This is a genomic window from Paenibacillus jiangxiensis (assembly GCF_046098255.1).
Taxonomy (GTDB): domain Bacteria; phylum Bacillota; class Bacilli; order Paenibacillales; family Paenibacillaceae; genus Paenibacillus; species Paenibacillus jiagnxiensis.
This window is the reverse complement of sequence record NZ_JBJURI010000001.1, coordinates 119,479-140,922: the sequence shown is the minus strand read 5'-3', so window position 1 is coordinate 140,922 and position 21,444 is coordinate 119,479. Positions and strand designations below refer to the sequence as shown.

Here is a 21,444-nt window from a genome sequence, read left to right as displayed (position 1 = left end):
CAAGCAAAATGTTACTACGGAAGAAGTGACCTCACAGGTGGGGACCTATGAGCGGGTCACTTCTTCTTTTTATCCAGATAGTTCAGTAACGCAATCACAAAGTTTGCGAACAGAAGGATATCGGAAAAAGAGAAGTTCATACGGCTCACCTCCCTTCCGGAGGGAACCGACCCACTCAAGGTGTGTTGTACAAGCTAAATTATACCATTACAAGGGCTCTCTTACGAGGGTCCTTTTGTGTTTTATGACGCTTATCAGGACGACTGAACTCCGCGGCACGCGAAGCTTTTTGCTATTTATGCAGTGGTTTAGTACTTTCATCCCCAAAAGGCACCTGCATAAATCGGATTTAAGGGTTTCGGACTTAACTTTTTTTGATCATAAAGGCTGAACTTGACTTTTAAATCTTACGAATGTAATAATTAAAGTATTACAAGTGTAATACATAAATAATGAACAAGGTGGTGATGCCGGACAGATACTATGAAAACTTGTAAGTATGATCTTAAACGATATCATTGTGAAAAGAGGGTTACATCTTGAAAAAATACTTATCGGTTATAAATAAAAAGGCTTTATGTGCGTCGGTGCTTTGTCTAGTTCTACTGGTTGGATGCACAAAAACGGGTGCTGTAAATCCGTCTGCGGATACTGTGAGTCAATCAGCGGGCGCATCGAATCCAGCGCCTGAGAAGGATACGTCCAATGAATTGAATTCCGCTTTCGAGCAGCTCGAAAGCAAGTTCGAGGCTCGACTTGGTGTATATGCTCTGGATACAGGGACAGGCAAGGAAATTGCCTATCGTGGGGATGAGCGCTTTGCTTATGCTTCAACATTTAAGGCTCTGGCAGCAGGATCAATTCTACGGCAAGCATCAGGTAACGATTTGGACAAGGTCATTAAATATTCGAAGGATGATCTGGTTACGTATTCACCCATTACGGAGCAGCACGTGGATACTGGCATGACCCTTAGTGAAATATGTGATGCGGCCCTCCGCTTTAGCGACAATACAGCCGGAAATCTGCTGCTCAAGGAGCTGGGGGGACCTGAAGGGTTCGAAAAAGCGATGAGAGAAATTGGCGACACTGTAATTATGCCTGAACGCTATGAGACAGAGCTGAATGAAGCCGTGCCCGGGGATACCCGTGATACCAGCACTCCGAAAGCGCTCGTCCAGAGCCTCAAAGTGTTGGCGGTTGATGACTCCATGCCTGCTGACAAACAAGAGCTGCTTATCAATTGGATGAAGGGGAATACCACAGGTGATGAATTAATACGGGCAGGTGTGCCGGAAGGCTGGGAGGTCGGTGACAAAACGGGGGCCGCAAGCTACGGAACCCGCAACGATCTTGCTATCGTATGGCCGCCGGATCGGGAGCCAATCATCATCGCTGTGCTGTCCAGCCGTGATACCCAGGATGCCAAGTATGACAATGAGCTTATCGCCCAGGCGGCCAAGACAGCATTGGAAGCCTTGAAGTAATTTCAGCGAAGCTTCCGGAACGGAGGAAACGGTCTCCTTTTCAAATTGTAGGCACGAAAGGTCGGGAACAGGGAGAGGACTCTGCCTTGTTCCCGGCCTTTTTACGAAATCAAAATCCGGGCAGTTCCTTGGGACCGGCGTTTTATTAAAAGTATGGATATGCACGCACTAGCGGAGAGGACGAAGCAATTCCGGAAAAGCGGAGCGCTCGCCTTTGTCCCCGAATTTCTACTGCTTAAAAATATGATCATTGGAAATTCGGGGACAACAGCGATTGTAGGAATGGTTCGTTCTCGGAGCGTCTCAGAACCTGAAAAAGAGGATCCCCGGTATGGAAGACGTTGAGGTTCTGGCATCTGCAAATGAAAGGGAAGCAATAAGCCTTCAAGACGTTATATAATAAATGAAGCTTAAACTGTCCGATGGGGGTTCCTGAAATGAACGAATTGCCGCAAATATCAGAAGCCGAGTTCGAGGTTATGAAAGTGATCTGGGGCCATGCGCCGATCAGCACAAATGAAGTGATTGAAAAGCTCACCAAGACAAGCAAATGGAGTCCAAAAACGATCCAGACCCTGCTGCTCCGGCTGGTGAAGAAAAAGGCGCTGACGTATACGAAAGAAAGCCGTGTTTTTGTATACACTCCCTTAATTCAAGAAGAAGAGTATATCAAACACGAGAGTAAAACCTTTCTTAACCGTTTTTACAACGGAGCATTAAACTCGATGGTGCTGAATTTTCTGGAGCATGAGCAGATGTCCAAAGAAGATATTCATGAACTTAGAAAAATTTTGGATGAGAAGTTCAAAGAGGGGGACGGTTAGCATGAGATACGCGCAGTCCAGAGCCGAATTTTGGCGTTCCGGACTGTGCGTACTTTGTTAAACTTAAACTGCAAAAAATATCCGGAATGCACTATGCCTGTTTCTGTGCGTTTTCCAAAATATCATGTAAAAGACTGGAGATAGGTGTGGGAGACTGTACCTGCCGGGCTGTCTTTTGGAAGAGACCGACATCCTTGAGCGGAATCTTGCTTTGGGTGAATTGGCTGTACTGTTTCTCGGCAATCATTTTACCGTAGCTCTGATAGATCGGGGCAGAAAATAAGGTTTGGGTGAGCATGTCAACCACAGGTTTGGGATCGACTCCGTTTTTTTCAGCCATTGTAAGTGCTTCAAGCATAGATTGCCCGGCTGAGACAATCAAGAAGTTACCGATGAGCTTGACAGCCGTTGCGGCCCCGACCTCTTCACCAAAATCGAAAAGTCCTTCTCCCCCCATTGCCTTTAGAATGGGCCGCACCCGCTCTTTCGCTTGTTCTGGACCGGCAAAAGGGACCGTAAGCTTGCGGGCGACCGCGGCCTCGGGTCTGCCGAAAATAGGGGCCTCCATATATATGCTGCCATGTTCAGCATGGATGGCCGCCAGCTTTTTCGCCATTTCCGGCGAGATCGTACTCATCCCGACATGGATGCCGCCCGTTCCCAACCGTTCCAAAAAACCATTGCTCATGACGATGCTTTCCACAGACTCATCATCCCACAACAGGGTCATGACAATGCCGCCGGGTGTCACAGTGTCAGCAGGACAGGACGCTAACCGGGCGCCTTGCTCAACCAACGGTGCTGCTTTGCTGGCCGTCCGGTTGTATACCGTCAGAGAATAGCCTGCATCAAGAAGATTGGAAGCAATGGGTGAACCAAGATTGCCAAGACCAATGAATCCAACAGTTTCACTCATTTCGATAAACCTCCCATTTCAATGTATATTCAATACGTTACGTTAACGTCATGTTTCAGGTAAAAAAATTAGTGCGCCTCTCTCTCCTTAAACCAGTGTTCGAAGCGTTCGATGTTGGTCTGCAAATCTGCACGAAATTGCTGTAACGCATCGATCTTCTGATCTGTTTCGGCAAGATGCTTGCGCAGGATGTCAAGGACTTTCTGTTTTGGCTGTACTCCGCTGGGATCAGTGAAATAGAGGTCGATGACGTCCCGTATTTCTTCCAGGCTGAGTCCAAGCTTCTTTAACTGGTCAATTTTCCGCAGACGGGCAACTGTCTCCTCTGTGTAATAATGCTGCCCGCTGCCCTCGCGTTCACCCCGTGGAATCAGCCCGATGCTTTCATAATATCGAACCGTACGGTGGGTTACGCCGGCCCGTTCTGTCAAATCCCCTATACGCATGCGGTCTTTCATTCACTTCAGCTCCCCGATAAACATGACGTTAACGTTATGTTGGCATAATATCATCATTTCCAGCGCTTGTAAAGGACGAGTTGCGCCTTGTACCTGCTTGATAATAGAGGTTCAAAAACGGCAGTCTTAAAACTCAAGCTGACGATGGCATAAAATATCCATTGACAACATGTATATACAGGTATAGAATCAACTTGCTTGTATATACATGTTGTTTGGATTGGGGATTACATTTTTCATTACATGGATAGTGGAGGCTTCTATATGAGCAGTACAAAGCAACAGGACTGGTGGAGAAAGCTAACGGTCTATCAGGTTTATCCGAAGAGCTTCAAGGATACGACAGGCTCAGGCTCAGGGGATATCAAGGGCCTGACCAGTAAGCTCGATTATTTGAAGGATCTGGGGATTGATATTGTCTGGCTGCAGCCGGTTTATGTCAGTCCGCAAAATGATAACGGTTACGACGTGGCGGATTATAACAGCATCAATCCTGACTTTGGCACGATGGAGGATTTTGATGAGCTGGTCCGTGAGATTAAAAAACACGGAATGCATCTGATGATTGATATTGTCGTCAATCACTCTTCCACGGAACACGAATGGTTCAAGGAATCCAGAAAATCGAAGGACAATCCGTACCGGGATTATTATATATGGAGAGACCCGGCGCCTGACGGCGGTCCTCCGAATAACTGGCAGTCCAAGTTCGGCGGACCGGCGTGGCAGTATGACGAGACGACAGGGCAATATTATCTTGCGCTGTTTGACAAGACTCAGGCTGATCTAAACTGGGAAAATGAGCAGGTTAGAGATGAAGTCACCAAAATGATGACCTTTTGGGCGGAGAAAGGTGTCAGCGGTTTCAGATTGGATGTCATCAACCTGATCTCCAAGAATCAGCAGTTCCCTAGTGATTTTGGTCCAAATCAGCCGGCAGACGGACGCATCTATTACACGGACGGACCGCGTGTTCATGAGTTTGTGAAGGAGCTGCACGAGAAGGTGTTTGCTCCATACAATTTGGTTACGGTCGGAGAGATGTCTTCTACAACGCTGGAGAGCTGCATACGTTATTCCAACCCGGATGAAAAGGAATTCTCGATGACCTTTAACTTCCATCATTTGAAGGTGGATTATCCGAACAATAACAAATGGGAGCTTATGCCGTACGATTTCGAGCTGCTGAAAAGCCTGCTGTCCAAGTGGCAGCTTGGGATGCAGCAAGGCGGGGGCTGGAATGCCCTGTTCTTCAATAATCATGATCAGCCGCGCGCTGTATCCCGCTTTCTGGATGACGGGCAATATTTGGCCGAAAGCGCCAAGCTGCTGGCAACGACTCTTCATGGACTGCAAGGAACCCCTTATGTCTATCAGGGAGAAGAAATCGGCATGCCTGATCCGCAGTGGAACAGCATAGACGAAGTCCGGGATATCGAGTCCAGAAATATGTACCGGATATTGCAGGAACGGGGCAAAACCGCCGAAGAAGCATTTTCCATTATCAAGGAGCGTTCACGGGACAATTCCAGATCCCCGATGCTGTGGGACGACAGCCCACAAGCCGGCTTTACCAGTGGAACTCCTTGGATTAAAGTAGATGAACGTTACCCTTCGCTCAATGTGAAACAGCAGCTGACGGATCCGAACTCCGTGTATCATCATTACCGTAAACTAATCGCTCTGCGCAAGCAGATCGAAGTGTTCACGGATGGAAACTATGAACGGTTGGATGAGGCGCATCCGCAGATCTTTGCTTACAGCCGCAGCAACAGCAGCGAAACCTTGCTTGTCATTTCCAACTTTAGCGGTAAGGAGGCTGAATTCGGGCTCCCGGACCGTGCCTGGAATATGATGAAGGACAGGGATGCGGAACTCCTGCTGGGCAACACAGATATCGAACTTAAATTGCAGCAGCGGATCAAGCTGACTCCGTTTGCTTCATATATGTGGATTATACGGTAAGCAATTAACCGTATGCTTAATTCAGAGGGGGAGAGCAATATGGCGATTGACAAAAAGGATGTAGAGCAGATTCTTCAGGCCGTCGGCGGTAAAGAAAATATCGAGGCGGCTACCCACTGCGTCACCCGGCTCAGATTTTCGCTTTATGATGAAAGCGAGGTGGATGAAGCCGCGCTTGAAAGCAATGAGCTGGTCAAGGGGCACTTTTCCACCCAGGGGCAATTCCAGGTCATTATCGGGCCTGGTCTTGTCGACCAGGTATATGACGAGATGATGAAAATCACCGGCGGAGAGCGGGTATCCAAAGATGAGCTGAAGAAAATTGCGAGTAAAAAGCAAAACCCGATTCAGCGGGCTGTCAAAGCGCTGGCGGATATTTTTATCCCCATTCTGCCAGCGATCGTTACAGCCGGTCTGCTGCTCGGGATTAACAATATTTTAACAGGGCCGGGCATTTTCTTCGAAGGACAGTCCCTGGTGCAGGTCTATCCCCAGTGGAAGGATTTTGCGTCCATCATTAATACGATTGCCAGCACGGCGTTTACTTTCCTGCCGGCACTCATAGGCTGGTCTGCCGTCACCCGTTTCGGGGGCAGTCCGCTGCTTGGCATTGTGCTCGGACTGATACTTGTCCATCCTGACCTGCTGAGCGGTTACGGCTATGCTGACGCCAAGACGAACGGAACCGTTCCTGTCTGGAACCTGTTTGGCTGGGAGGTCGAGAAGATCGGTTACCAAGGCCAGGTGCTGCCTGTTCTGGTGTCGGCTTTTATACTTGCCAAGATTGAAGCATTTTTGAATAAAAGGGTGGCTGATGCGTTTAAACTGCTGATCGTCGCTCCCGTAACGCTTTTAATTACAGGGTTTCTTGCCTTTACCGTGATCGGGCCGGTTACATTTGCCATTGGAAACGCAATCACTTCCGGACTGGTGTATATCTTCGGTCTGGCTCCTGCGCTTGGCGGCCTGATCTATGGTGGATTGTACGCGCTGCTTGTCATTACGGGCATGCATCACACCTTTCTGGCAGTCGATGTACAGCTTATCGGTTCCCAGGGCGGCACCTTTCTGTGGCCGATGCTGGCACTTTCGAATATCGCTCAAGGTGCAGCAGCACTGGGCATGCTGTACGTATTTAAACAAAAGAAAAGCAAGGGTCTGGCCATAACGTCATCGGTCTCCGCCTTTCTGGGAGTTACGGAGCCTGCCATGTTTGGTGTCAATGTAAGGCACAAGTTTCCGTTCGTCTTTGGCATGATCGGCTCCGCCATCGCCGGTGTCCTGCTGTCGGTGAATGGTGTACTGGCGTCCTCCGTTGGCGTCGGCGGCATTCCCGGTTTTCTGTCCATCTACCCTAATCAGTGGGGCGTGTTCTTCCTGGGCATGGCTATTGTATTGATCATTCCCTTCACCGCTACAGTGCTCTATGGCAAATGGACGAACCGCAAGACATCTGACATTACGGATAACAGCTCCAATGCAGAACCGGAAGCTGCCGAACGTTCCGCCGCGGCTGCTGAACCAGGGCAATCCGCCGTTGCTGAAAGTGCAGACAACCAGGAGCATATTCTGGAAATCAAATCTCCGTTAACGGGAACAGCGGTGGAGCTGGCGCAGGTGCCTGATCCTGCCTTTTCAAGCGGTGCCATGGGGCAGGGAATCGCAGTGGAACCGGCAGAGGGTAAGATTACGGCTCCTTTCGATGGTATTGTGGCCCATGTGATCAAGAGCAAACATGCCGTGATGCTGGAGCATGCCTCTGGCGTTCAGGTCCTCATTCACATCGGAATCAATACGGTGTCTTTGAAAGGCAGCGGTTATACCGTCCATGTTCAGGATGGTGATGCGGTCAAAGCCGGTCAACTGCTGCTGGAGTTTGATCGTGAACTGATCCGCGAAGCCGGACTTCCGCTGATTACGCCAATTATTGTGGCTGGCGGGCAGGAACGGATTGAGCAGGTGGAGAAGATGGCACTGGGCGAGGTTCAAAGCAATCAGGATACTATTCTTAAAATTCATCTTAAAGGATAGAGGTCTTTGCCGGTAGCTGGATTATGCAAAATCCCCATGATAAAATGAATGCGGTGATCACATTGTATAAAAACATCTACTTGCAAATCTTCAATGACTACTCGGAGAAGATTCAGACCGGGGAGCTGGCACCCGGTACGAAGCTCCCTTCGGAGCATGATATAACAGCTGAATACGAAACCTCAAGAGAAACGGTACGCAAGGCGCTTAACTTGCTGGCCCAGAACGGATATATCCACAAGGTCAGGGGCAAAGGCTCTTTTGTACTGGATATAGGACGAATGAATTTTCCCGTAACGGGACTCATATCCTTCAAGGAAATGTCCGAAAAGCTTGGCAGAAGCACAAAGACCCATGTACATGAGGTTGAGCTGGTTCCCGTTTCCTCCGAACTGGCGAGACAGCTGCAGATTGCTGTGGGGGAGCCTGTCTGGAAGGTCGTAAGGTCGAGGGAGATTAAAGGGGAACGGATTATTCTGGATAAGGATTATTTTCTATCGACCGTTGTTGGGTCTCTGGACAAGGAAATTGCCGGACGCTCCATCTATGAGTACTTGGAGCAGGAACTGCAGCTGAAAATCAGCTATGCCAAGAAGGAAATTTCCGTAGAGGAAGTTACGGAGGAGGATTCACGTCTGCTGGATCTGCATGACTACCGGCACATCGTCGTCGTCCGAAATTATGTCTATCTTGAGGACACGACCCAATTTCAGTATACCGAATCCCGGCACCGTCTCGACAAATTTCAGTTTGTGGACTTTGCACGGCGGGTGCATGGGGAAGATTAAACTGCATGACAAGTGGCGGCCAAAAGTCATAAATGAAGACTTTTGGCCGCCATTTTAGATTGGATCTAGACAGTACCCATTAGATGTGTTAGCCTGATGTTAATTCAACGACAGGAGGGTTACGTGTGGTAAATTTTTCTCGATTGAGAAAGCAATGCAAACAACTGTAATTGCTGCTTCTCCTCTGTCTTGTGCAGAGTAATCGGGATAGGTTTGCCTTTTTCACGTGAGTCCGCCTTTCGTAATGGGTCACTCTTGTTTGGGGGTACTCTATTTACACGCATTTTCATATACGCAGTAGTATCTTCTTTTGCGGGCATTCAGGCATTTCATATTTCGATTACGCTGCACAGGCATGACGATGTCTGTGTTTTTTTCGTTTCGGATAGATTATGATTCAAGCAAAGGAGATATGACAATGAACGAACAGCTTATTAAAGTTAATGGTGTTGATATATGCTGCGAAAGCTTTGGTGATCAGGCTGATCCTGCGATTTTACTGATCATGGGCGCACAATCCTCCATGGTGTGGTGGGAGGAAGAATTTTGTCAACGAATAGCCGCAGCGGGGCGCTTTGTCATTCGTTATGATAACCGCGATGTTGGGCGCTCCGTAACCTATAAGCCGGGCCATCCCGGGTATTCGTTTGAAGATATGGCCGACGATGCCATCGGAATACTGGATGCCCTTGAAATTGATCAAGCACATGCTGTTGGCATGTCCATGGGGGGGATGCTGACTCAGATCCTGGCTTTGCGGCATCCCGCCAGAATCCGGACCGTCACGCTTATCGCCTCCTCGAATTTCGCCCCTGATCTCCCGCCGATGGAGGAGAAGGTGATGAACTTTTTTGCTGACTTGGGAACGATCAACTGGGCGAATAAACAAGAAGTGGTGGATTTTATCGTAGCAAGGGGAAGAATTTGCGTCGGGTCCAGACATCCGTATGATGAAAACAGGATCCGCCGTTTAGCAATTGAAGAAGTGGAAAGAAGCAGCAATCTGGAAAGTATGAACAATCACGGCATGGTAACGGGCGGGGAAGCTTATCTGAAGAGAACTGGCGAGATAGCTGTTCCCGCACTTGTCATTCACGGCACGGAAGATCCGGTGATCCCTTACGTACATGCGTTGTCTCTTGTCAAAACCATTCCGGGCGCGGAACTGTTGACCCTGCCAGGAACAGGACACGAGCTGCATGATCAGGATTGGGGTACTGTCATCGACGCAATTGTAAAGCATACCTCGGTATTGGCCGATTGACACAGTAAAGAAAGCAAAAGACCGTATGCGCAGCAGGCATACGGTCTTCCGATTTCATGATTAAGTTTTGCAGGGCTAAAGCATTCTTGGGTCGCAAGAAAAACTTCGGCCAAGCAGGGTTTGTCTTCTGTGAAGGTACATGAAATACGTTTTTTTACTGTTGAATTTTCTCGGGTTCCGGATATTCCTTGCCCAGCGTGTCGACAGTGACCTTTTTCATCACCGGAGGGTTCTCCGGTTTGTCATTCGCGTCACGCGGCAGGTTCACGATTTCATTGACCACATCCATGCCTTCGATGACTTTGCCGAAAGCGGCATATTGGCCGTCAAGGCTTGGCGCATCCGCAACCATGATAAAGAACTGGGAGCCGCCTGAGTCAAGATCGGCCGCGCGAGCCATGGAGAGCACGCCGGTCGTATGCAGCAGGTTATTTTCTACGCCGTTTGTTTTGAACTCGCCTTTAATGCCGTAACCCGGTCCTCCGGTGCCATTGCCGTCCGGGTCACCACCCTGGATCATAAAGCCCGGAATGACACGGTGGAAGGTGGTTCCGTCATAAAATCCGCTTTTCACAAGCGAAATAAAGTTGTTCACCGTATTCGGGGCCACCTCCGGGTACAGCTCAAGCTTGATTTGCTTGCCGCTGTCCATTTCGATGGTCACCACTGGATGTGAGGTGGCTCCGCTTGTATCGACGTTTCCGGTGCCGGAAGGCGTGGAAGAATCCTGCCCGGCGCCGCTGGCGGTTTGACCGCTTCCCGTTTGCGCTTGTCCTGTCTGGTCGCTGCCTGTCGCTGGCTTCGTGCCGCATCCGGCCACCGCGATCAGCAGCACGGCAAACAAGCCCAGCAGCAAGGGGCGTTTCATTATTTTTTTCATCATGACTATGACCTCCGCTTCGATGAAATCTGAGATGGCTGATAACTTTTTCGTTTTCTATCATACCTTATAATACGGGGAGAAGAAAAATCGGGGGTTGAAAACCCCGTCTCTTGACCATACTGCTGCTATTCCCGAAGAAAAGGGGCAGTGAACCATGGACATGAATACCAAGCTGATCAAAGGTCTGATATGGGGAATCCTGTTCAGTCTTCCGGTCTGGATCGGGGTTCTGTATTGGATCAGGCACGCGCAGGACTGGCTGAAACTTATAGAGGTTGTTCAAAAAGTCATCTTTTGATCACGAAGGAAGTCAGGAAGCGGACTCGACATCGAATCTTGAATTCAGCCGGGCCTTCCGGTGCTCACGTACCCCAGTACGCTCCGCTCCTCAGTCCCTAGCTTCATCCAATCTTCTCGGTGCTGAAAACCTGACTTTTTGAACACGCACTTATATTGTAAGCGCATCACTGAATAAGCCAAAAACCCGGCAGGGGTTTCTGGCTTATTTGTGCTTCTTCCAGTCCAGACTGCTGTTGTTCAGCAGGTACTCGAAATCATTTTCCAGCCGTTTCTGCTCGGCTTTACGCGCCTCGATCACCCGCGTCCGTTCCTCTTCCTGCCGTTTTTCCTGCTCCGCCTTTGCCTCATTCGCCTGGGCTTTCAATTTATCAAGCACTTCCGAGCTGAGCAGATCCTTCAGGGTGGCGGGTTTGTCCTGTGGGGCTTGCGCCGGAGCTGCAGGTTTTCTTTTTTTAGCCATTCATCTCATCTCCATTCCCCATGATTATACCAGCTTGCCGGTATCTGTTCCAAGCTCAGACAGGCGTCAGGTGGTGGACATTTCCCGAAACTGGCGTAGAATGGAAGGCAACAGAAAGGGCGTGTGATTTATGGCATATTCTTGGAAGCGCAATCTTGTGGTGCTGTGGATCGGGGTATTTTTCTGCAGCACCGCTTACTCCATCTCCATCCCGTTTTTGCCGATCTTCATGAGCACGGATTTGGGGGTGACGGACCGTCTGGAGATTTGGTCGGGCCTTGCCTTTGGCATTACTTTTCTGGCAAGCGCTCTTATTGCCCCTTACTGGGGATCTCTGTCTGACAAATACGGGCGCAAGCCGATGCTGATCCGCTCGGGCTTCAGCCTGGCGGTGCTTTATCTCCTGAGCTACTTCGTTACTGATCCTTACACCTTCCTGGTAGTGCGGGTGCTGCAGGGGCTCTTGGCCGGGTTTGTCCCTGCATCGATTGCGCTTGTTGCCACCAATACACCTGAGGAAAAGACGGGTTATGCCTTGAGCGTCATGGCGACCTCCGGAGCAACAGGAAGTATTATTGGCCCGCTGATCGGCGGGGTGGTGAGCCATTATTACGGCAACCGGAACGCCTTTCTCTTCTCGGCCGCCGTGGTGCTGATCGCAGCCCTGATCGGGACGTTCGGGGCCAAGGAGCAGAATTTCAACCGTTCGGGAGCGAGATCGCATGTGAGGGATGATCTGAAGCTGGCTTTTGCGAACAGGACATTTGTCATTTTGCTGGGTCTGGTTGCTTTGAGTACTTTTTCAGTCATGATCCTGGAACCGTTGATTACGGTCTATGTGCTGGAGATGGGAGTGGACCGTAGCAGTGCCTCTCTGACCTCGGGCATCGTCTTCTCCGCCGTTGGCATAGCTACGGTGCTGATGGCGCCGCGCTGGGGGAAGATCGGCAGCCGCATCGGTTACGGCAAAGTATTGCTCATCGGCCTGGTCGGCTCGGGCATCGGCAATATTCTGCAGTTCTTTGTAACCGATTTTATCGGCTTCGGTGTGCTGCGGTTCGGCTACGGGCTCTTCTATGCTGCTGTGCTTCCGGCCATCAACGCATTGATCGTGCAGGTGACGGAGCCGGACTTTCGCGGCCGCGCCTTCAGTCTGAACCAGTCCTCCTCGCAGCTGGCCATGATGGCTGGCCCGATTATCGGCGGCTTGCTTGGCTATTTGCTGGATATTCAGTGGGTGTTCGTGATCAATGGAGCGGCACTGCTGGCGGCAGCGCTGCTGCTGTGGTTCAGGGGAAAGGGCATCCTGGCTGCGACGGTGAAGGCGGGGGGACCGCGGCCGGCAGCTTCCTCCGCAGGAAGGGTTCGGCATATGGACCGCAGCTAGATTTTCTGGAATAACAAAAACGTTCAAGTTATAATGGGGCATGAATATACACCGGTTGGTTAAGGAGGAGCTATGAGCAAAATCAGAGTGTCAGCCGTGCAGTACCATCTCCATACGATTCACTCGTTTGAGGAGTTTGCGCTGCAATCGGAGCATTATATTAAGACAGCAGAGGAATTCGGCGCGGAGTTTGTGCTGTTCCCCGAGTTTTTCACCACTCAGCTCATGTCCATTGGTGACGGAAAGGGCAATGCGCTGACGATTAACGATCTGCCTGATTTTACGGACCGTTACCTCGAGCTGTTTTCTTCCTTTGCCAAGCGTACAAATATGCATATTATCGGTGGCACCCATGTGGTGCGCAGAGGTGACCGTTTATATAATACAGCGCATTTGTTCTATCCTGACGGCCGTATTGCGGAGCAGGCAAAGCTGCATATTACGCCTACGGAAGTGCATGAATGGAACATGGCTCCGGGTGAAGGGCTGCAGGTATTTGATACGGCAAAGGGCAGAATTGCCATGCTGACCTGTTATGATATTGAATTTCCGGAAATTGTGCGCATGGCCAAAGCCAAAGGAGCGGATATCATCTTCTGTCCTTCGTGTACGGATGACCGCCACGGCTTTTACCGGGTGCGCTATACGAGCCATGCCCGTGCGGTGGAAAATCAGGTCTATGTCGTCCTTACCGGAACGGTTGGCGCGCTGCCGACGGTGGATTTCATGAGAGCCAACTACGGACAGGCCGCTGTCATTACGCCGAATGATATTCCGTTCCCGCCGCGCGGCATTATGGTGGAGGGCGAGCTGAACGATGATATGATCGTAACGGCGGACCTGGACCTGGAGCTGTTGTATCAGGTGCGGGAGCGCGGTTCGGTGACGACGTGGAGGGACCGGCGCACCGATCTTTACACGGATTGGAGCTGAGCGGGTGTATTACAAGGAAATATACGTATTTGACGGGGAACGTCCCGTCAAAGCCGTTATCCGCAACTATGGTCCGCAGGATTTTGACGGTATGATCCGCATTCAGCAAGAATGCTTTCCCCCGCCGTATCCTGCGGAGCTGTGGTGGAACAGGGAACAGCTCGCTTCGCACGTGGAGCGGTTTCAGCAGGGGGCGCTCTGTGTGGAAATCGGCGGGCAGCTTGCTGGCTCGGTAACGAGCCTGATCGTTGATTACGATCCGAAGCATGCCGAGCATACGTGGGAAGAGGTGGCGGATCAGGGTTATATCCGCACCCATCGGCCTGACGGCAACGCGCTGTATGTGATCGACATTGCCGTCAGACCGGCTTTCCGTAAGCTGGGGCTGGGCAAATGGCTGCTTTTCTCGCTGTATGATGTGGTTGTAGAGCTTAAGCTTGACCGGCTGCTTGGAGCTGGAAGGATGCCCGGCTACTATGCGCATACCGACCGGATGACCGCTGAACAGTACGTTGCTGACGTACTTGCCGGAGACTTGAAGGATCCAGTGCTGACCTTTCTGCTCCGCTGTGGACGCATGCCTGTACAAGTGCTGCCAGATTACCTCGAAGACGAGCAGTCCTGCAATTACGCTTTGCTGATGGAATGGAGAAACCCTTTTCGCAGCAGGCAGTTCCCTTAATTGAATCGAAGCAAGGAGCGTGGGGATATGGAGTATCATCGTATTACAAGTATTGAAGATCCGCTATTCGCCAAAATGCACCGCCTGATGCAGGAGGTGTTTCCGCCTGAGGAGGTGCTGGAATACAGTCTGTGGAAGGAGCCGCTGGAAGACCCGGGCATCCGCGTTTTTGTCGCTGTGCATGAGGGAGAGGTTGCAGGCGCGACGGAATACCGTTATTACGAGGATTTTAATGTGGCTATGACCGATTTTACAATCATTGGCAGACCCGGTCTCGGCATCGGGCGTTATCTCTGGAAGAACCGTCAGGCCGATCTGCATGGACTTGCGGAGCAGAGCGGGCAGAAGCTGTTTGGCATGTTTGCCGAAATCTACGACCCGTACCGCGGTAATGATCATGAGTTTGGCGGAGTTAAACCGATGGATCCGTATGTGCGGCGTGAGGTGCTTTCGCATCTGGGATACAAGGTACTGGATCTGGAATATGTCCATCCTTCCTGGAATAATGACGGGGAAGCGGTAGAAGGCCTTAATCTTGGCTTTATGCCTGAGGATGACAGCGTCTCCGAATTGGACACCAGACTGGTGGCTTCCTTCCTGCGCCGCTATTATACATTGCTGCCGAACAAGCCGGAGGCGTGGAACCGCATGATGGCGGAACTGGAGGCGAAGGATAAGGTGGCGTTGCTGCCGATCTGATACCGATACAGCAAAATGCCGGAAACGATGAGTCTGCTGACCTCGTTTCCGGCATCTTCAGGTTGTATCGGGCTGTTGGCTCAAGCAGAAGTTATGTTGCTTGCTCCCCTTTGCCGACAGCAGGGTTGTTCAAATTGGCCCTGTCTGAATCGGGACGCCCATGCTCTTGTGCGTCCTTTTGGTCCCGGTCGACCAGAGCGGCAGGAAAGCTGTCTTCTTTGAACAGGCCGAACTCTTCATCTATATCCCGTTCTGTGATAAGATCATCAGACACGGGGTTTTCGCGTTCTTTCACCATGAGCACCTCTACCTCCTTGGCTAGCGTGACTTGCACAGATGCTGCGGCTTTGGCTTATTCTTCACGTTTTACCGGACTGGGGGACCCTGCGCCGCGCGGGTGCTCTTCACCGATGAGGCCTGTATCGACCTTTTGTGCAAGGGCTGACGCCGCAGGTTCACGGGAGGTGCTGTCCGCTTTATCAATCAATTGTGTGGTAGCCGTCCCCACATTCTCCAATTCATCATCAGGAATATAGCTTTCGTCTTCCGTCGGAGCCAGCTTTTTATAGCGTTCGTAGGCCATATCGGCCTGGGTCAAGGGATCTCTGTACATGAGCTGCATCTCCTTCCTTGGCATTAATCATACTGCCCGCATGAATCGATTATTCGTCTCCGTCAAAGCCGTTTAACAAATCGGTACCATGAATGAAATCTGGCGGAGCAGACGGATCGACAGGGCTGTCAGGAGCAATTACATCGGCGTCCGGAACATTTTCCAAAGCCTGATCCGGTCCTGCGGTCAGGTTCTCCCAATTGGTTTCCGCATTTTGCAGGGAAGGCTCGAAATCTGGTAAGGCAGCGACTCCTGTCCCGTTGGCCGTACCGGTAACGGGATCATGCAGCCCGGGATGATCTTTGTTGGTCTTCTCCATGCTGGTCAGCTCCTTTGATATTGTGCTGTGTTGGACAGCCCTTTACTCCGACCTTACCCACTGGCCGGGCATACTAAACTTTACAGCTATTGTGTGTGGCTTTGCCGGACTCTATTCTGCTGGCGGAAAGGCTAAGTTATGATATGATGAAGACCGGTGGAGGAGGTAAGAACAATGGAATGGTTGACGCTTCCCAATATGCTCGCCCGCATCCGGATCGGAGAGAAGGCTTCTACACCGGGGTTCGGCCGCACTGTCATCCGCAGGCCGGACGGCCTTTATTGGTGCGGAGGCTTGCTTGACGGCAAAATTGTCGAAATTCGCGATTATCTGTTCTCGGATATCTGGACGCTCTATGAGGATGAGGAAAGCCTGCAATGGCTCGATTTCAGGGAACGCGCGCAGCGCAGAGAACGGGAAATGATTGAAAATCAGTATGATGATGTTCGAACAAACTCGAGAAACAGAGAATTTTAGCGAATGAGTCTTACAAGAAGGTATAAGGGTCCTATCCATAGAATTAGTTAAAGTATGGAAATGGGATAAAAGCCGGCAACCCAAAATTATGTTTGAGGTGCTTTACATATGAAATACATGCCCAGAATAGCGGCGGTCTTCTGGATTCTGCTGCTGCTGGCAGCCGCAGCAGGCTCTCCTGCTTCCGCTGCCATGCCGGTGTCGAATGTACAGACCATAACCAAATGGGATATGCTGTGGGACGGAGCCCGACAGGAAGGCACTCTTCCAGCGCCGCCTTCGGATCAAGAAGAGTGGGAGACGATAGGTTCTAATGAGGTGGCAGGCAACAAGCCGTCAGGCTCCTCTTCTGCGTGGATCCGCATGGTTCTTCCGGAGCTTACGGCCGAGACACCAGCCATACTGCTGGAGAACATTTACGGTACGCACATTATCATCTACAAGGACGGGATTATTGTATATGAATCCTTCCGGTCCTATAACTATGAACAGGATAAAATACTGCTGCCGTTGGACCGTGAGGACAGCGGGAAAAGGCTGTATATCTGGACCGACAGCAGGCTGGAACGGTTGGGAATCAACGGTGGAGTGATTGTCGGGGAGCAGCGTGAGCTGCTGGGCGTTATGATTCGCAAAGATGTATTTGATATCATCCTGGGAAGCTCATTTATTTTTATAGCGCTGACACTCGCGATTTGTTCTATTTTCCTTTACAAACCAAACCGCTCAGTAATGTTGTCTCTCTCTGCCGTTATTCTGTCGGCAGGATTGCTGATTGTAATTTATCCACCTTTTTTGTTTACGTTTTACAGAGAATACGCGGAGTTGTATTTGTTGCTTTTTGACATGGCCTTATTTTTGCTGCCACCGTCCTTGGCTTTGTTTTTCGAGCAAATTCTAGGGAATATCGTTTATATTCGCCGTTTTCGAAAATGGCTTACGTTTTATTCTATTGCCTGTTTTCTGATCATGATCGTAAATTGGCTGACAATGGATCGTTACTACCAGCTGTATTACTGGACAAGCGTTATTTTGCTTGGACTGCAGTTGACGGTGCTCTTAATTTTTCTGATGGTGGCCAGCCTGAAGAGAGCCTGGAAGGGAGACCGCGAGGCGATCATTTTATCAGTGGGCTGTGTCTGCTTTGCAGTGCTTTCCGTTAGTGAGCTGTTATGGTTCTTTATCCGTCAGGGGCACTACAATCTGTTTTTGTGGAAGTGGGGGGTCGTTGGCTTTGTCATTTCGCTGGCTACGATTTTCGGCAGAAGGCTTGCGGAGAACCACCGGCAGGTTGTGCACTACTCACAGGAACTGGAAATGTTCAATAATGAGCTGCAGCGGTCGGAGAAGATGGAGATCATCAGTGATCTGGCCGCTTCGGTGGCGCATGAGGTGCGTAATCCGCTTCAGGTTACCAGAGGATTCCTGCAGCTGATCAGCGGCAAAGAGGAGGGTAAGAACAAGGACTATCTACAGATCGCGCTTGAAGAACTGGACAGAGCGTCCAACATCATTACCGATTTCCTCACCTTTGCCAAACCGGAGTTCGAACAGACCAAAATTTTGCATATTGACGATGAATTCAGACATATTGAAGGTATTATCAGCCCAATGGCCAACCTGCAGGGCGGCAAAATATCCATGGAAATACCTGAGGGGCTCGTCATTAAAGGCAACTCATCCAAATTCAAGCAGGCTTTTATCAATATTATCAAAAACAGCATCGAAGCTTTGCGGGATGAAGGACAGATTCACATTCGAGCTTACAGGTCGGGGGATGAAATATACATACATATCCGCGATAATGGAGAAGGCATGGATGCCCAGACGCTAACCAGGCTTGGGGAGCCTTATTTCTCTAATAAAACAAAGGGGACGGGCCTTGGCATGATGGTTACCTTCCGGATCATAGAGGCCATGGATGGGCGGATTACATTTACGAGCGCGAAGGGAATAGGTACGGAGTCAACCGTCCGTTTTCCTGCCGCGAGCACCGGCTCTGCCCCCGAATCATGATTCAGGGGCTGTTTTTAACATAATTACAAGCAGGGTATTCCTTTGCCTAACAGGCGTGGGAGTACCCTTTTTAGCATTACAGCATTTGCTCTCGAGCTTTTACCACTTTACCTCCGGTTTGTCGACGGCTGGAATCATCCGGGCAGGGGCAGGTGGAATAACCAGATACAGCTGGTCTGGAGTTTCCTGTACAGTTTTCAACTGAACATGTTCGGGAATGACGACTCCGAGCAGTTCGCGGATCGCTGCTTTGGGATCCTCCACCAGTTTTTCACGGAAAGCCGGATCCTCCCATGCTTTTTGAATGAGCTGGTTTTGTGCGGTTAGTTCTAAAGACATTCTTATCATCCTTTCTCCATGGTATAGTTTGGCGAAGTGGTCAGGAAGTACCAGCCTAATGGTCTAATATGTACTGCAGTCCCCCGTGCAGCAGGAGCTGTTTTTCCCTTGCAATGTAAGCTGCTGCCTGAACCAGATCATCTGCTATTCCAACGGAAAAACTTGCCAGGCCGGGGATGGCCGGATTCCGCTTAGTAAGGGCGCGCGCCAGATCGGCGGCGGCGGCGGCGTATCGGCTCAATACGTTGCGGGTGTAAACAGCTTCTTCAATCTCCTCTGCACGGATTCCTTGCATATACCCGACACCCTGTTCGGCGCTGATAAAGGACAGGAGACAGTTGTAGCTGCCTTCATGCAAATCCTCTCTCCAGTCCGCCCAGTCGTCGGCCATTTGCAGTACCAGCAGCGCCTGATCTGTCATCTCAGTGACTGCCGGAATGTGATGCTCCTGCCCGGAAAGCAGCAGCGCCCCGGTACCTGCCAGCTTAAGCGGGCTTGCCTTGCCGGAGATGCGGGACGGATTGTACTGAAAATCGTCCCCGTGGCCCTCATTTGCTACGCTTGATGCCCATTCACCGACATAGAGCCTGTAATAATCCCAGATCGGAGAATCGGCCGGAAAAAGTCCGCGGTAAATGTCCATGCTTTCGGCAAGAAACAATTGGGCGAGCGCCAGACGGCTTCTCCAGTCGCCGGGACCCGTATCCATCACATCGTCCTGCAGCAGAAAGGATAACATGAGATACACGTTACCCAGAGACAACCGGCGCACCGTTTCAGGCAGCAATCCGGCAATTTCATTGACCCAAAACGGGAGCAAATAACAGATATAATTACGTGTGCTGTTCTCCAGCAGAGGATTGAATAGTGCTTCATATTCCTGCCCCATCGTATTCAAAGGGGCGGGGAACAGGGAAATCTGCTTTTCCGCTTCGGCAAAAACCTGCTCAAGCTCATGCCTGTACCTTGTGAACCACTCCATTTCCCCACCATCCGCATAACATCAATTTTTTTACATCATTTCTGGGTTGTTATTAGCATCTTAATCCTTGCCCCGCCTGACTGCAAGAACTTGTTCTCGTCAAAACCGCATATTATTCACGGGTATCTGCCATAATAAGACAAATGAAGGAGATAAATAGCTCAATATATGACAAAACTTTAGAGAAATTGCAGAGAAATACAGAAAAAATAACGGAAGGATGCGAAAAAAGAGTGAACAAATATTTGCACATATGCGGAACGATGAGTATGGCGGCTCTCTTGCTGGTCGCGGCTCCAATGACGCAGGTTCATGCTTCGGAGGTACATCCGCCGCAAGATGTCCGCAAAGAAAAAACTGCCCCGGAAGTAAAGACGGGACCGGGAGAAAAAAATGCCCCTGAGCACAAGGGATCGCACTGGTATTTCATGAACGAGGTTGCCAAGGTGCTGGGCATCACTCCGCAAGAGCTGTCTGCTGAAATGGATAAGGGGAGCACTTTGGCGGAAATCGCGAAGAAGCGTCAGGGCTGGTCGGAGGAGCAACTCGTTGCCAAGCTGGTGCCCATGCTCAACGCCCGTGTGGACGAGCTTGTCAAAAAAGGGCTGCTGACGGACGAAGAAGCCAAGGCTCGCAAGGCACTTGGGGCAGCCTGGGTGAAGCAGGCGGTGAACAAGCCGCTGCAGGAACTGCGCGGCATTCACAGACCGTGGCCAAGGGGCTGGAGGGTAGGGGTCGAGCGTGCAGCGGTGGCCCGCATCCTGAATCTGACAGCAGCACAGCTGGAAACGGAGCTTCGCAAAGGAAATTCCATTGCCGAGATTGCCCAGAAGAGGGGGATCGGTGAGGAGGAACTGCTTCGTAAGCTGAAGGAGGAAATGACGGGCGACCTCAAGCGGATGATCAACCGCAAAGCGCCGATCACCTTTGAACGAACGCCGTCCAATGCGCGGAAGACAGTGGCGGAGTAACCTGAGCGCTCTTTGAGGCTCCGAGAACGAAGCATTCCTACAATCGCTGTTGGCCCCAAATTTCTGATCATATTCTTAGCGGATGAAATTCGGGGACAAAGGCGACCGCTCCGCTTTATCCGGAATTGCTTCGTTCTCTCCGCTGCTGCGTGCATCCCCACACTTATAAATAAAAAGTAGAAATCGCCATTCTTATGCGATTTCTGATTTTGAAAAAAGGCCGAGATCAGGCAATTTGCGCCTGTTCTCGGCCTTTTTTTGTCATTCAATCTAAAATAGTGATTGACCAATGATTTTGCCTCGAATGATCGATCTACCCGGTACATTTCTTTGCTAACGGTTGTCGTCGCGCCTATTCGACCGAGTAAATCAGGGTTTCTTTTCTAACGGTTTCATACTCGCCTATTAAGGCGAGACAGCTCCTTTATCTATGAAAAAACGGGGAATAGGCTCGCCAGCAACCGTTACATTTTGTAACACCCCGTTTTTACCCAAATAGCGTCGCTCACAACTGTTAGAGTTAACCGTAAGAGTTTTCGCGCTTTTAAATGCATTCGCACCTGTTCCCAGTCAAGCACCGATTTCGGGTTATGAGCCTTTTTTGTATTTCAAGGCTGTTAGTTGCCGTCCCCGTCTTATGGAACAACCAC

General features: G+C 50.4%; 23 protein-coding genes. 14 read left to right on the top strand and 9 right to left on the bottom strand.

Annotation, left to right across the window (positions count from 1 at the left end; translation table 11 throughout):
• Positions 1-560: 560 nt before the first annotated feature.
• Together bla and ACI1P2_RS00670 are read left to right on the top strand one after the other, a co-directional pair.
• Positions 561-1,487 carry a class A beta-lactamase gene (gene bla, locus ACI1P2_RS00675; RefSeq protein WP_408976106.1) on the top strand — a complete coding sequence of 309 codons (927 nt, stop codon included), beginning with the start codon at positions 561-563 and terminating at the stop codon, positions 1,485-1,487.
• Positions 1,488-1,924: 437 nt separating this feature from the next.
• Entirely contained in the window at positions 1,925-2,311 is a 387-nt protein-coding gene (locus tag ACI1P2_RS00670) for a BlaI/MecI/CopY family transcriptional regulator (RefSeq protein WP_355315896.1), read from the top strand.
• Between the two features lie 91 nt (positions 2,312-2,402).
• Here ACI1P2_RS00670 and ACI1P2_RS00665 read toward each other — a convergent pair whose 3' ends face one another.
• Positions 2,403-3,227 carry an NAD(P)-dependent oxidoreductase gene (locus ACI1P2_RS00665; RefSeq protein ID WP_355315894.1) on the bottom strand — a complete coding sequence of 275 codons (825 nt, stop codon included), beginning with the start codon at positions 3,225-3,227 and terminating at the stop codon, positions 2,403-2,405.
• 68 nt (positions 3,228-3,295) lie between these two features.
• Positions 3,296-3,685 carry a MerR family transcriptional regulator gene (locus ACI1P2_RS00660; RefSeq protein ID WP_355315892.1) on the bottom strand — a complete coding sequence of 130 codons (390 nt, stop codon included), beginning with the start codon at positions 3,683-3,685 and terminating at the stop codon, positions 3,296-3,298.
• Positions 3,686-3,949: 264 nt separating this feature from the next.
• Here ACI1P2_RS00660 and treC point away from each other — a divergent pair, with 264 nt between their 5' ends.
• From treC to ACI1P2_RS00640, 4 genes are all read left to right on the top strand, one after another.
• Positions 3,950-5,650 carry an alpha,alpha-phosphotrehalase gene (gene treC, locus ACI1P2_RS00655; protein WP_355315890.1) on the top strand — a complete coding sequence of 567 codons (1,701 nt, stop codon included), beginning with the start codon at positions 3,950-3,952 and terminating at the stop codon, positions 5,648-5,650.
• Positions 5,651-5,689: 39 nt separating this feature from the next.
• Positions 5,690-7,681: a PTS system trehalose-specific EIIBC component gene (treP, locus tag ACI1P2_RS00650; RefSeq protein WP_355315888.1), complete on the top strand. Its 1,992-nt coding sequence runs from the start codon at positions 5,690-5,692 to the stop codon at positions 7,679-7,681.
• Positions 7,682-7,743: 62 nt separating this feature from the next.
• Complete coding sequence (treR, locus tag ACI1P2_RS00645) at positions 7,744-8,469, top strand: trehalose operon repressor (RefSeq protein ID WP_355316285.1); 726 nt, start codon at positions 7,744-7,746, stop codon at positions 8,467-8,469.
• Positions 8,470-8,887: 418 nt separating this feature from the next.
• The gene (locus ACI1P2_RS00640; protein ID WP_355315886.1) at positions 8,888-9,733 is read left to right on the top strand and encodes an alpha/beta fold hydrolase; all 846 of its coding nucleotides are present in this window, start codon (positions 8,888-8,890) and stop codon (positions 9,731-9,733) included.
• A gap of 154 nt (positions 9,734-9,887) precedes the next feature.
• Here ACI1P2_RS00640 and ACI1P2_RS00635 read toward each other — a convergent pair whose 3' ends face one another.
• Positions 9,888-10,616 (bottom strand): peptidylprolyl isomerase, encoded by a 729-nt coding sequence (locus ACI1P2_RS00635; protein WP_355315884.1) that lies wholly within the window; start codon positions 10,614-10,616, stop codon positions 9,888-9,890.
• A 160-nt stretch (positions 10,617-10,776) separates the two neighbouring features.
• Here ACI1P2_RS00635 and ACI1P2_RS00630 point away from each other — a divergent pair, with 160 nt between their 5' ends.
• On the top strand, positions 10,777-10,914 hold the full coding sequence (locus ACI1P2_RS00630) for a hypothetical protein (RefSeq protein ID WP_355315882.1): 138 nt from the start codon (positions 10,777-10,779) through the stop codon (positions 10,912-10,914).
• A 204-nt stretch (positions 10,915-11,118) separates the two neighbouring features.
• Here ACI1P2_RS00630 and ACI1P2_RS00625 read toward each other — a convergent pair whose 3' ends face one another.
• Positions 11,119-11,376: a YqkE family protein gene (locus tag ACI1P2_RS00625; RefSeq protein WP_355315880.1), complete on the bottom strand. Its 258-nt coding sequence runs from the start codon at positions 11,374-11,376 to the stop codon at positions 11,119-11,121.
• 130 nt (positions 11,377-11,506) lie between these two features.
• On the opposite strand from ACI1P2_RS00625, the gene ACI1P2_RS00620 reads away from it, so the two are divergent.
• The 4 genes from ACI1P2_RS00620 (at position 11,507) to ACI1P2_RS00605 (ending at position 15,077) form a co-directional block, all read left to right on the top strand.
• Positions 11,507-12,763 carry an MFS transporter gene (locus ACI1P2_RS00620; protein WP_355315878.1) on the top strand — a complete coding sequence of 419 codons (1,257 nt, stop codon included), beginning with the start codon at positions 11,507-11,509 and terminating at the stop codon, positions 12,761-12,763.
• A gap of 72 nt (positions 12,764-12,835) precedes the next feature.
• Positions 12,836-13,696 (top strand): carbon-nitrogen hydrolase family protein, encoded by an 861-nt coding sequence (locus tag ACI1P2_RS00615; protein ID WP_355315876.1) that lies wholly within the window; start codon positions 12,836-12,838, stop codon positions 13,694-13,696.
• Positions 13,697-13,700: 4 nt separating this feature from the next.
• Positions 13,701-14,378: a GNAT family N-acetyltransferase gene (locus ACI1P2_RS00610; protein ID WP_355315874.1), complete on the top strand. Its 678-nt coding sequence runs from the start codon at positions 13,701-13,703 to the stop codon at positions 14,376-14,378.
• Positions 14,379-14,405: 27 nt separating this feature from the next.
• Entirely contained in the window at positions 14,406-15,077 is a 672-nt protein-coding gene (locus tag ACI1P2_RS00605; protein WP_355315872.1) for a GNAT family N-acetyltransferase, read from the top strand.
• A gap of 91 nt (positions 15,078-15,168) precedes the next feature.
• On the opposite strand, the gene ACI1P2_RS00600 is transcribed toward ACI1P2_RS00605, so the two are convergent.
• The 3 genes from ACI1P2_RS00600 to ACI1P2_RS00590 are packed head-to-tail and all read right to left on the bottom strand — an operon-like array spanning position 15,169 to position 16,009.
• A complete protein-coding gene (locus tag ACI1P2_RS00600; RefSeq protein WP_355315870.1) occupies positions 15,169-15,375 on the bottom strand; it encodes a hypothetical protein in 207 nt (68 codons plus the stop codon).
• Positions 15,376-15,429: 54 nt separating this feature from the next.
• Positions 15,430-15,690 (bottom strand): hypothetical protein, encoded by a 261-nt coding sequence (locus tag ACI1P2_RS00595; protein ID WP_355315868.1) that lies wholly within the window; start codon positions 15,688-15,690, stop codon positions 15,430-15,432.
• A 49-nt stretch (positions 15,691-15,739) separates the two neighbouring features.
• The gene (locus ACI1P2_RS00590) at positions 15,740-16,009 is read right to left on the bottom strand and encodes a hypothetical protein (RefSeq protein WP_355315866.1); all 270 of its coding nucleotides are present in this window, start codon (positions 16,007-16,009) and stop codon (positions 15,740-15,742) included.
• A 174-nt stretch (positions 16,010-16,183) separates the two neighbouring features.
• Between ACI1P2_RS00590 and ACI1P2_RS00585 the strand changes: the two genes are divergently transcribed.
• Together ACI1P2_RS00585 and ACI1P2_RS00580 are read left to right on the top strand one after the other, a co-directional pair.
• A complete protein-coding gene (locus ACI1P2_RS00585; protein ID WP_355315865.1) occupies positions 16,184-16,486 on the top strand; it encodes a hypothetical protein in 303 nt (100 codons plus the stop codon).
• A gap of 108 nt (positions 16,487-16,594) precedes the next feature.
• Positions 16,595-18,502, top strand: a complete 1,908-nt coding sequence (locus tag ACI1P2_RS00580) for an ATP-binding protein (protein WP_355315863.1) — start codon at positions 16,595-16,597, stop codon at positions 18,500-18,502.
• 99 nt (positions 18,503-18,601) lie between these two features.
• Here the strand turns inward: ACI1P2_RS00580 and ACI1P2_RS00575 are convergent, their stop codons facing one another.
• Together ACI1P2_RS00575 and ACI1P2_RS00570 are read right to left on the bottom strand one after the other, a co-directional pair.
• Positions 18,602-18,841 (bottom strand): NHLP leader peptide family RiPP precursor, encoded by a 240-nt coding sequence (locus ACI1P2_RS00575; RefSeq protein WP_355315861.1) that lies wholly within the window; start codon positions 18,839-18,841, stop codon positions 18,602-18,604.
• Between the two features lie 55 nt (positions 18,842-18,896).
• A complete protein-coding gene (locus ACI1P2_RS00570; RefSeq protein ID WP_355315859.1) occupies positions 18,897-19,823 on the bottom strand; it encodes a hypothetical protein in 927 nt (308 codons plus the stop codon).
• Positions 19,824-20,056: 233 nt separating this feature from the next.
• Here ACI1P2_RS00570 and ACI1P2_RS00565 point away from each other — a divergent pair, with 233 nt between their 5' ends.
• Positions 20,057-20,794, top strand: a complete 738-nt coding sequence (locus ACI1P2_RS00565; protein WP_355315857.1) for a hypothetical protein — start codon at positions 20,057-20,059, stop codon at positions 20,792-20,794.
• Positions 20,795-21,444 lie beyond the last annotated feature (650 nt).

Coding starts and splice junctions, on each gene's coding strand:
- ACI1P2_RS00670 (WP_355315896.1), top strand. CDS start 1,925: ATGAACGAATTGCCGCAAATATCAGAAGCCGAGTTCGAGGTTATGAAA.
- ACI1P2_RS00665 (WP_355315894.1), bottom strand. CDS start 3,227: ATGAGTGAAACTGTTGGATTCATTGGTCTTGGCAATCTTGGTTCACCC.
- ACI1P2_RS00660 (WP_355315892.1), bottom strand. CDS start 3,685: ATGAAAGACCGCATGCGTATAGGGGATTTGACAGAACGGGCCGGCGTA.
- treC (WP_355315890.1), top strand. CDS start 3,950: ATGAGCAGTACAAAGCAACAGGACTGGTGGAGAAAGCTAACGGTCTAT.
- treP (WP_355315888.1), top strand. CDS start 5,690: ATGGCGATTGACAAAAAGGATGTAGAGCAGATTCTTCAGGCCGTCGGC.
- ACI1P2_RS00640 (WP_355315886.1), top strand. CDS start 8,888: ATGAACGAACAGCTTATTAAAGTTAATGGTGTTGATATATGCTGCGAA.
- ACI1P2_RS00635 (WP_355315884.1), bottom strand. CDS start 10,616: ATGATGAAAAAAATAATGAAACGCCCCTTGCTGCTGGGCTTGTTTGCC.
- ACI1P2_RS00630 (WP_355315882.1), top strand. CDS start 10,777: ATGAATACCAAGCTGATCAAAGGTCTGATATGGGGAATCCTGTTCAGT.
- ACI1P2_RS00625 (WP_355315880.1), bottom strand. CDS start 11,376: ATGGCTAAAAAAAGAAAACCTGCAGCTCCGGCGCAAGCCCCACAGGAC.
- ACI1P2_RS00620 (WP_355315878.1), top strand. CDS start 11,507: ATGGCATATTCTTGGAAGCGCAATCTTGTGGTGCTGTGGATCGGGGTA.
- ACI1P2_RS00615 (WP_355315876.1), top strand. CDS start 12,836: ATGAGCAAAATCAGAGTGTCAGCCGTGCAGTACCATCTCCATACGATT.
- ACI1P2_RS00605 (WP_355315872.1), top strand. CDS start 14,406: ATGGAGTATCATCGTATTACAAGTATTGAAGATCCGCTATTCGCCAAA.
- ACI1P2_RS00600 (WP_355315870.1), bottom strand. CDS start 15,375: ATGGTGAAAGAACGCGAAAACCCCGTGTCTGATGATCTTATCACAGAA.
- ACI1P2_RS00595 (WP_355315868.1), bottom strand. CDS start 15,690: ATGTACAGAGATCCCTTGACCCAGGCCGATATGGCCTACGAACGCTAT.
- ACI1P2_RS00590 (WP_355315866.1), bottom strand. CDS start 16,009: ATGGAGAAGACCAACAAAGATCATCCCGGGCTGCATGATCCCGTTACC.
- ACI1P2_RS00585 (WP_355315865.1), top strand. CDS start 16,184: ATGGAATGGTTGACGCTTCCCAATATGCTCGCCCGCATCCGGATCGGA.
- ACI1P2_RS00580 (WP_355315863.1), top strand. CDS start 16,595: ATGAAATACATGCCCAGAATAGCGGCGGTCTTCTGGATTCTGCTGCTG.
- ACI1P2_RS00575 (WP_355315861.1), bottom strand. CDS start 18,841: ATGTCTTTAGAACTAACCGCACAAAACCAGCTCATTCAAAAAGCATGG.
- ACI1P2_RS00570 (WP_355315859.1), bottom strand. CDS start 19,823: ATGGAGTGGTTCACAAGGTACAGGCATGAGCTTGAGCAGGTTTTTGCC.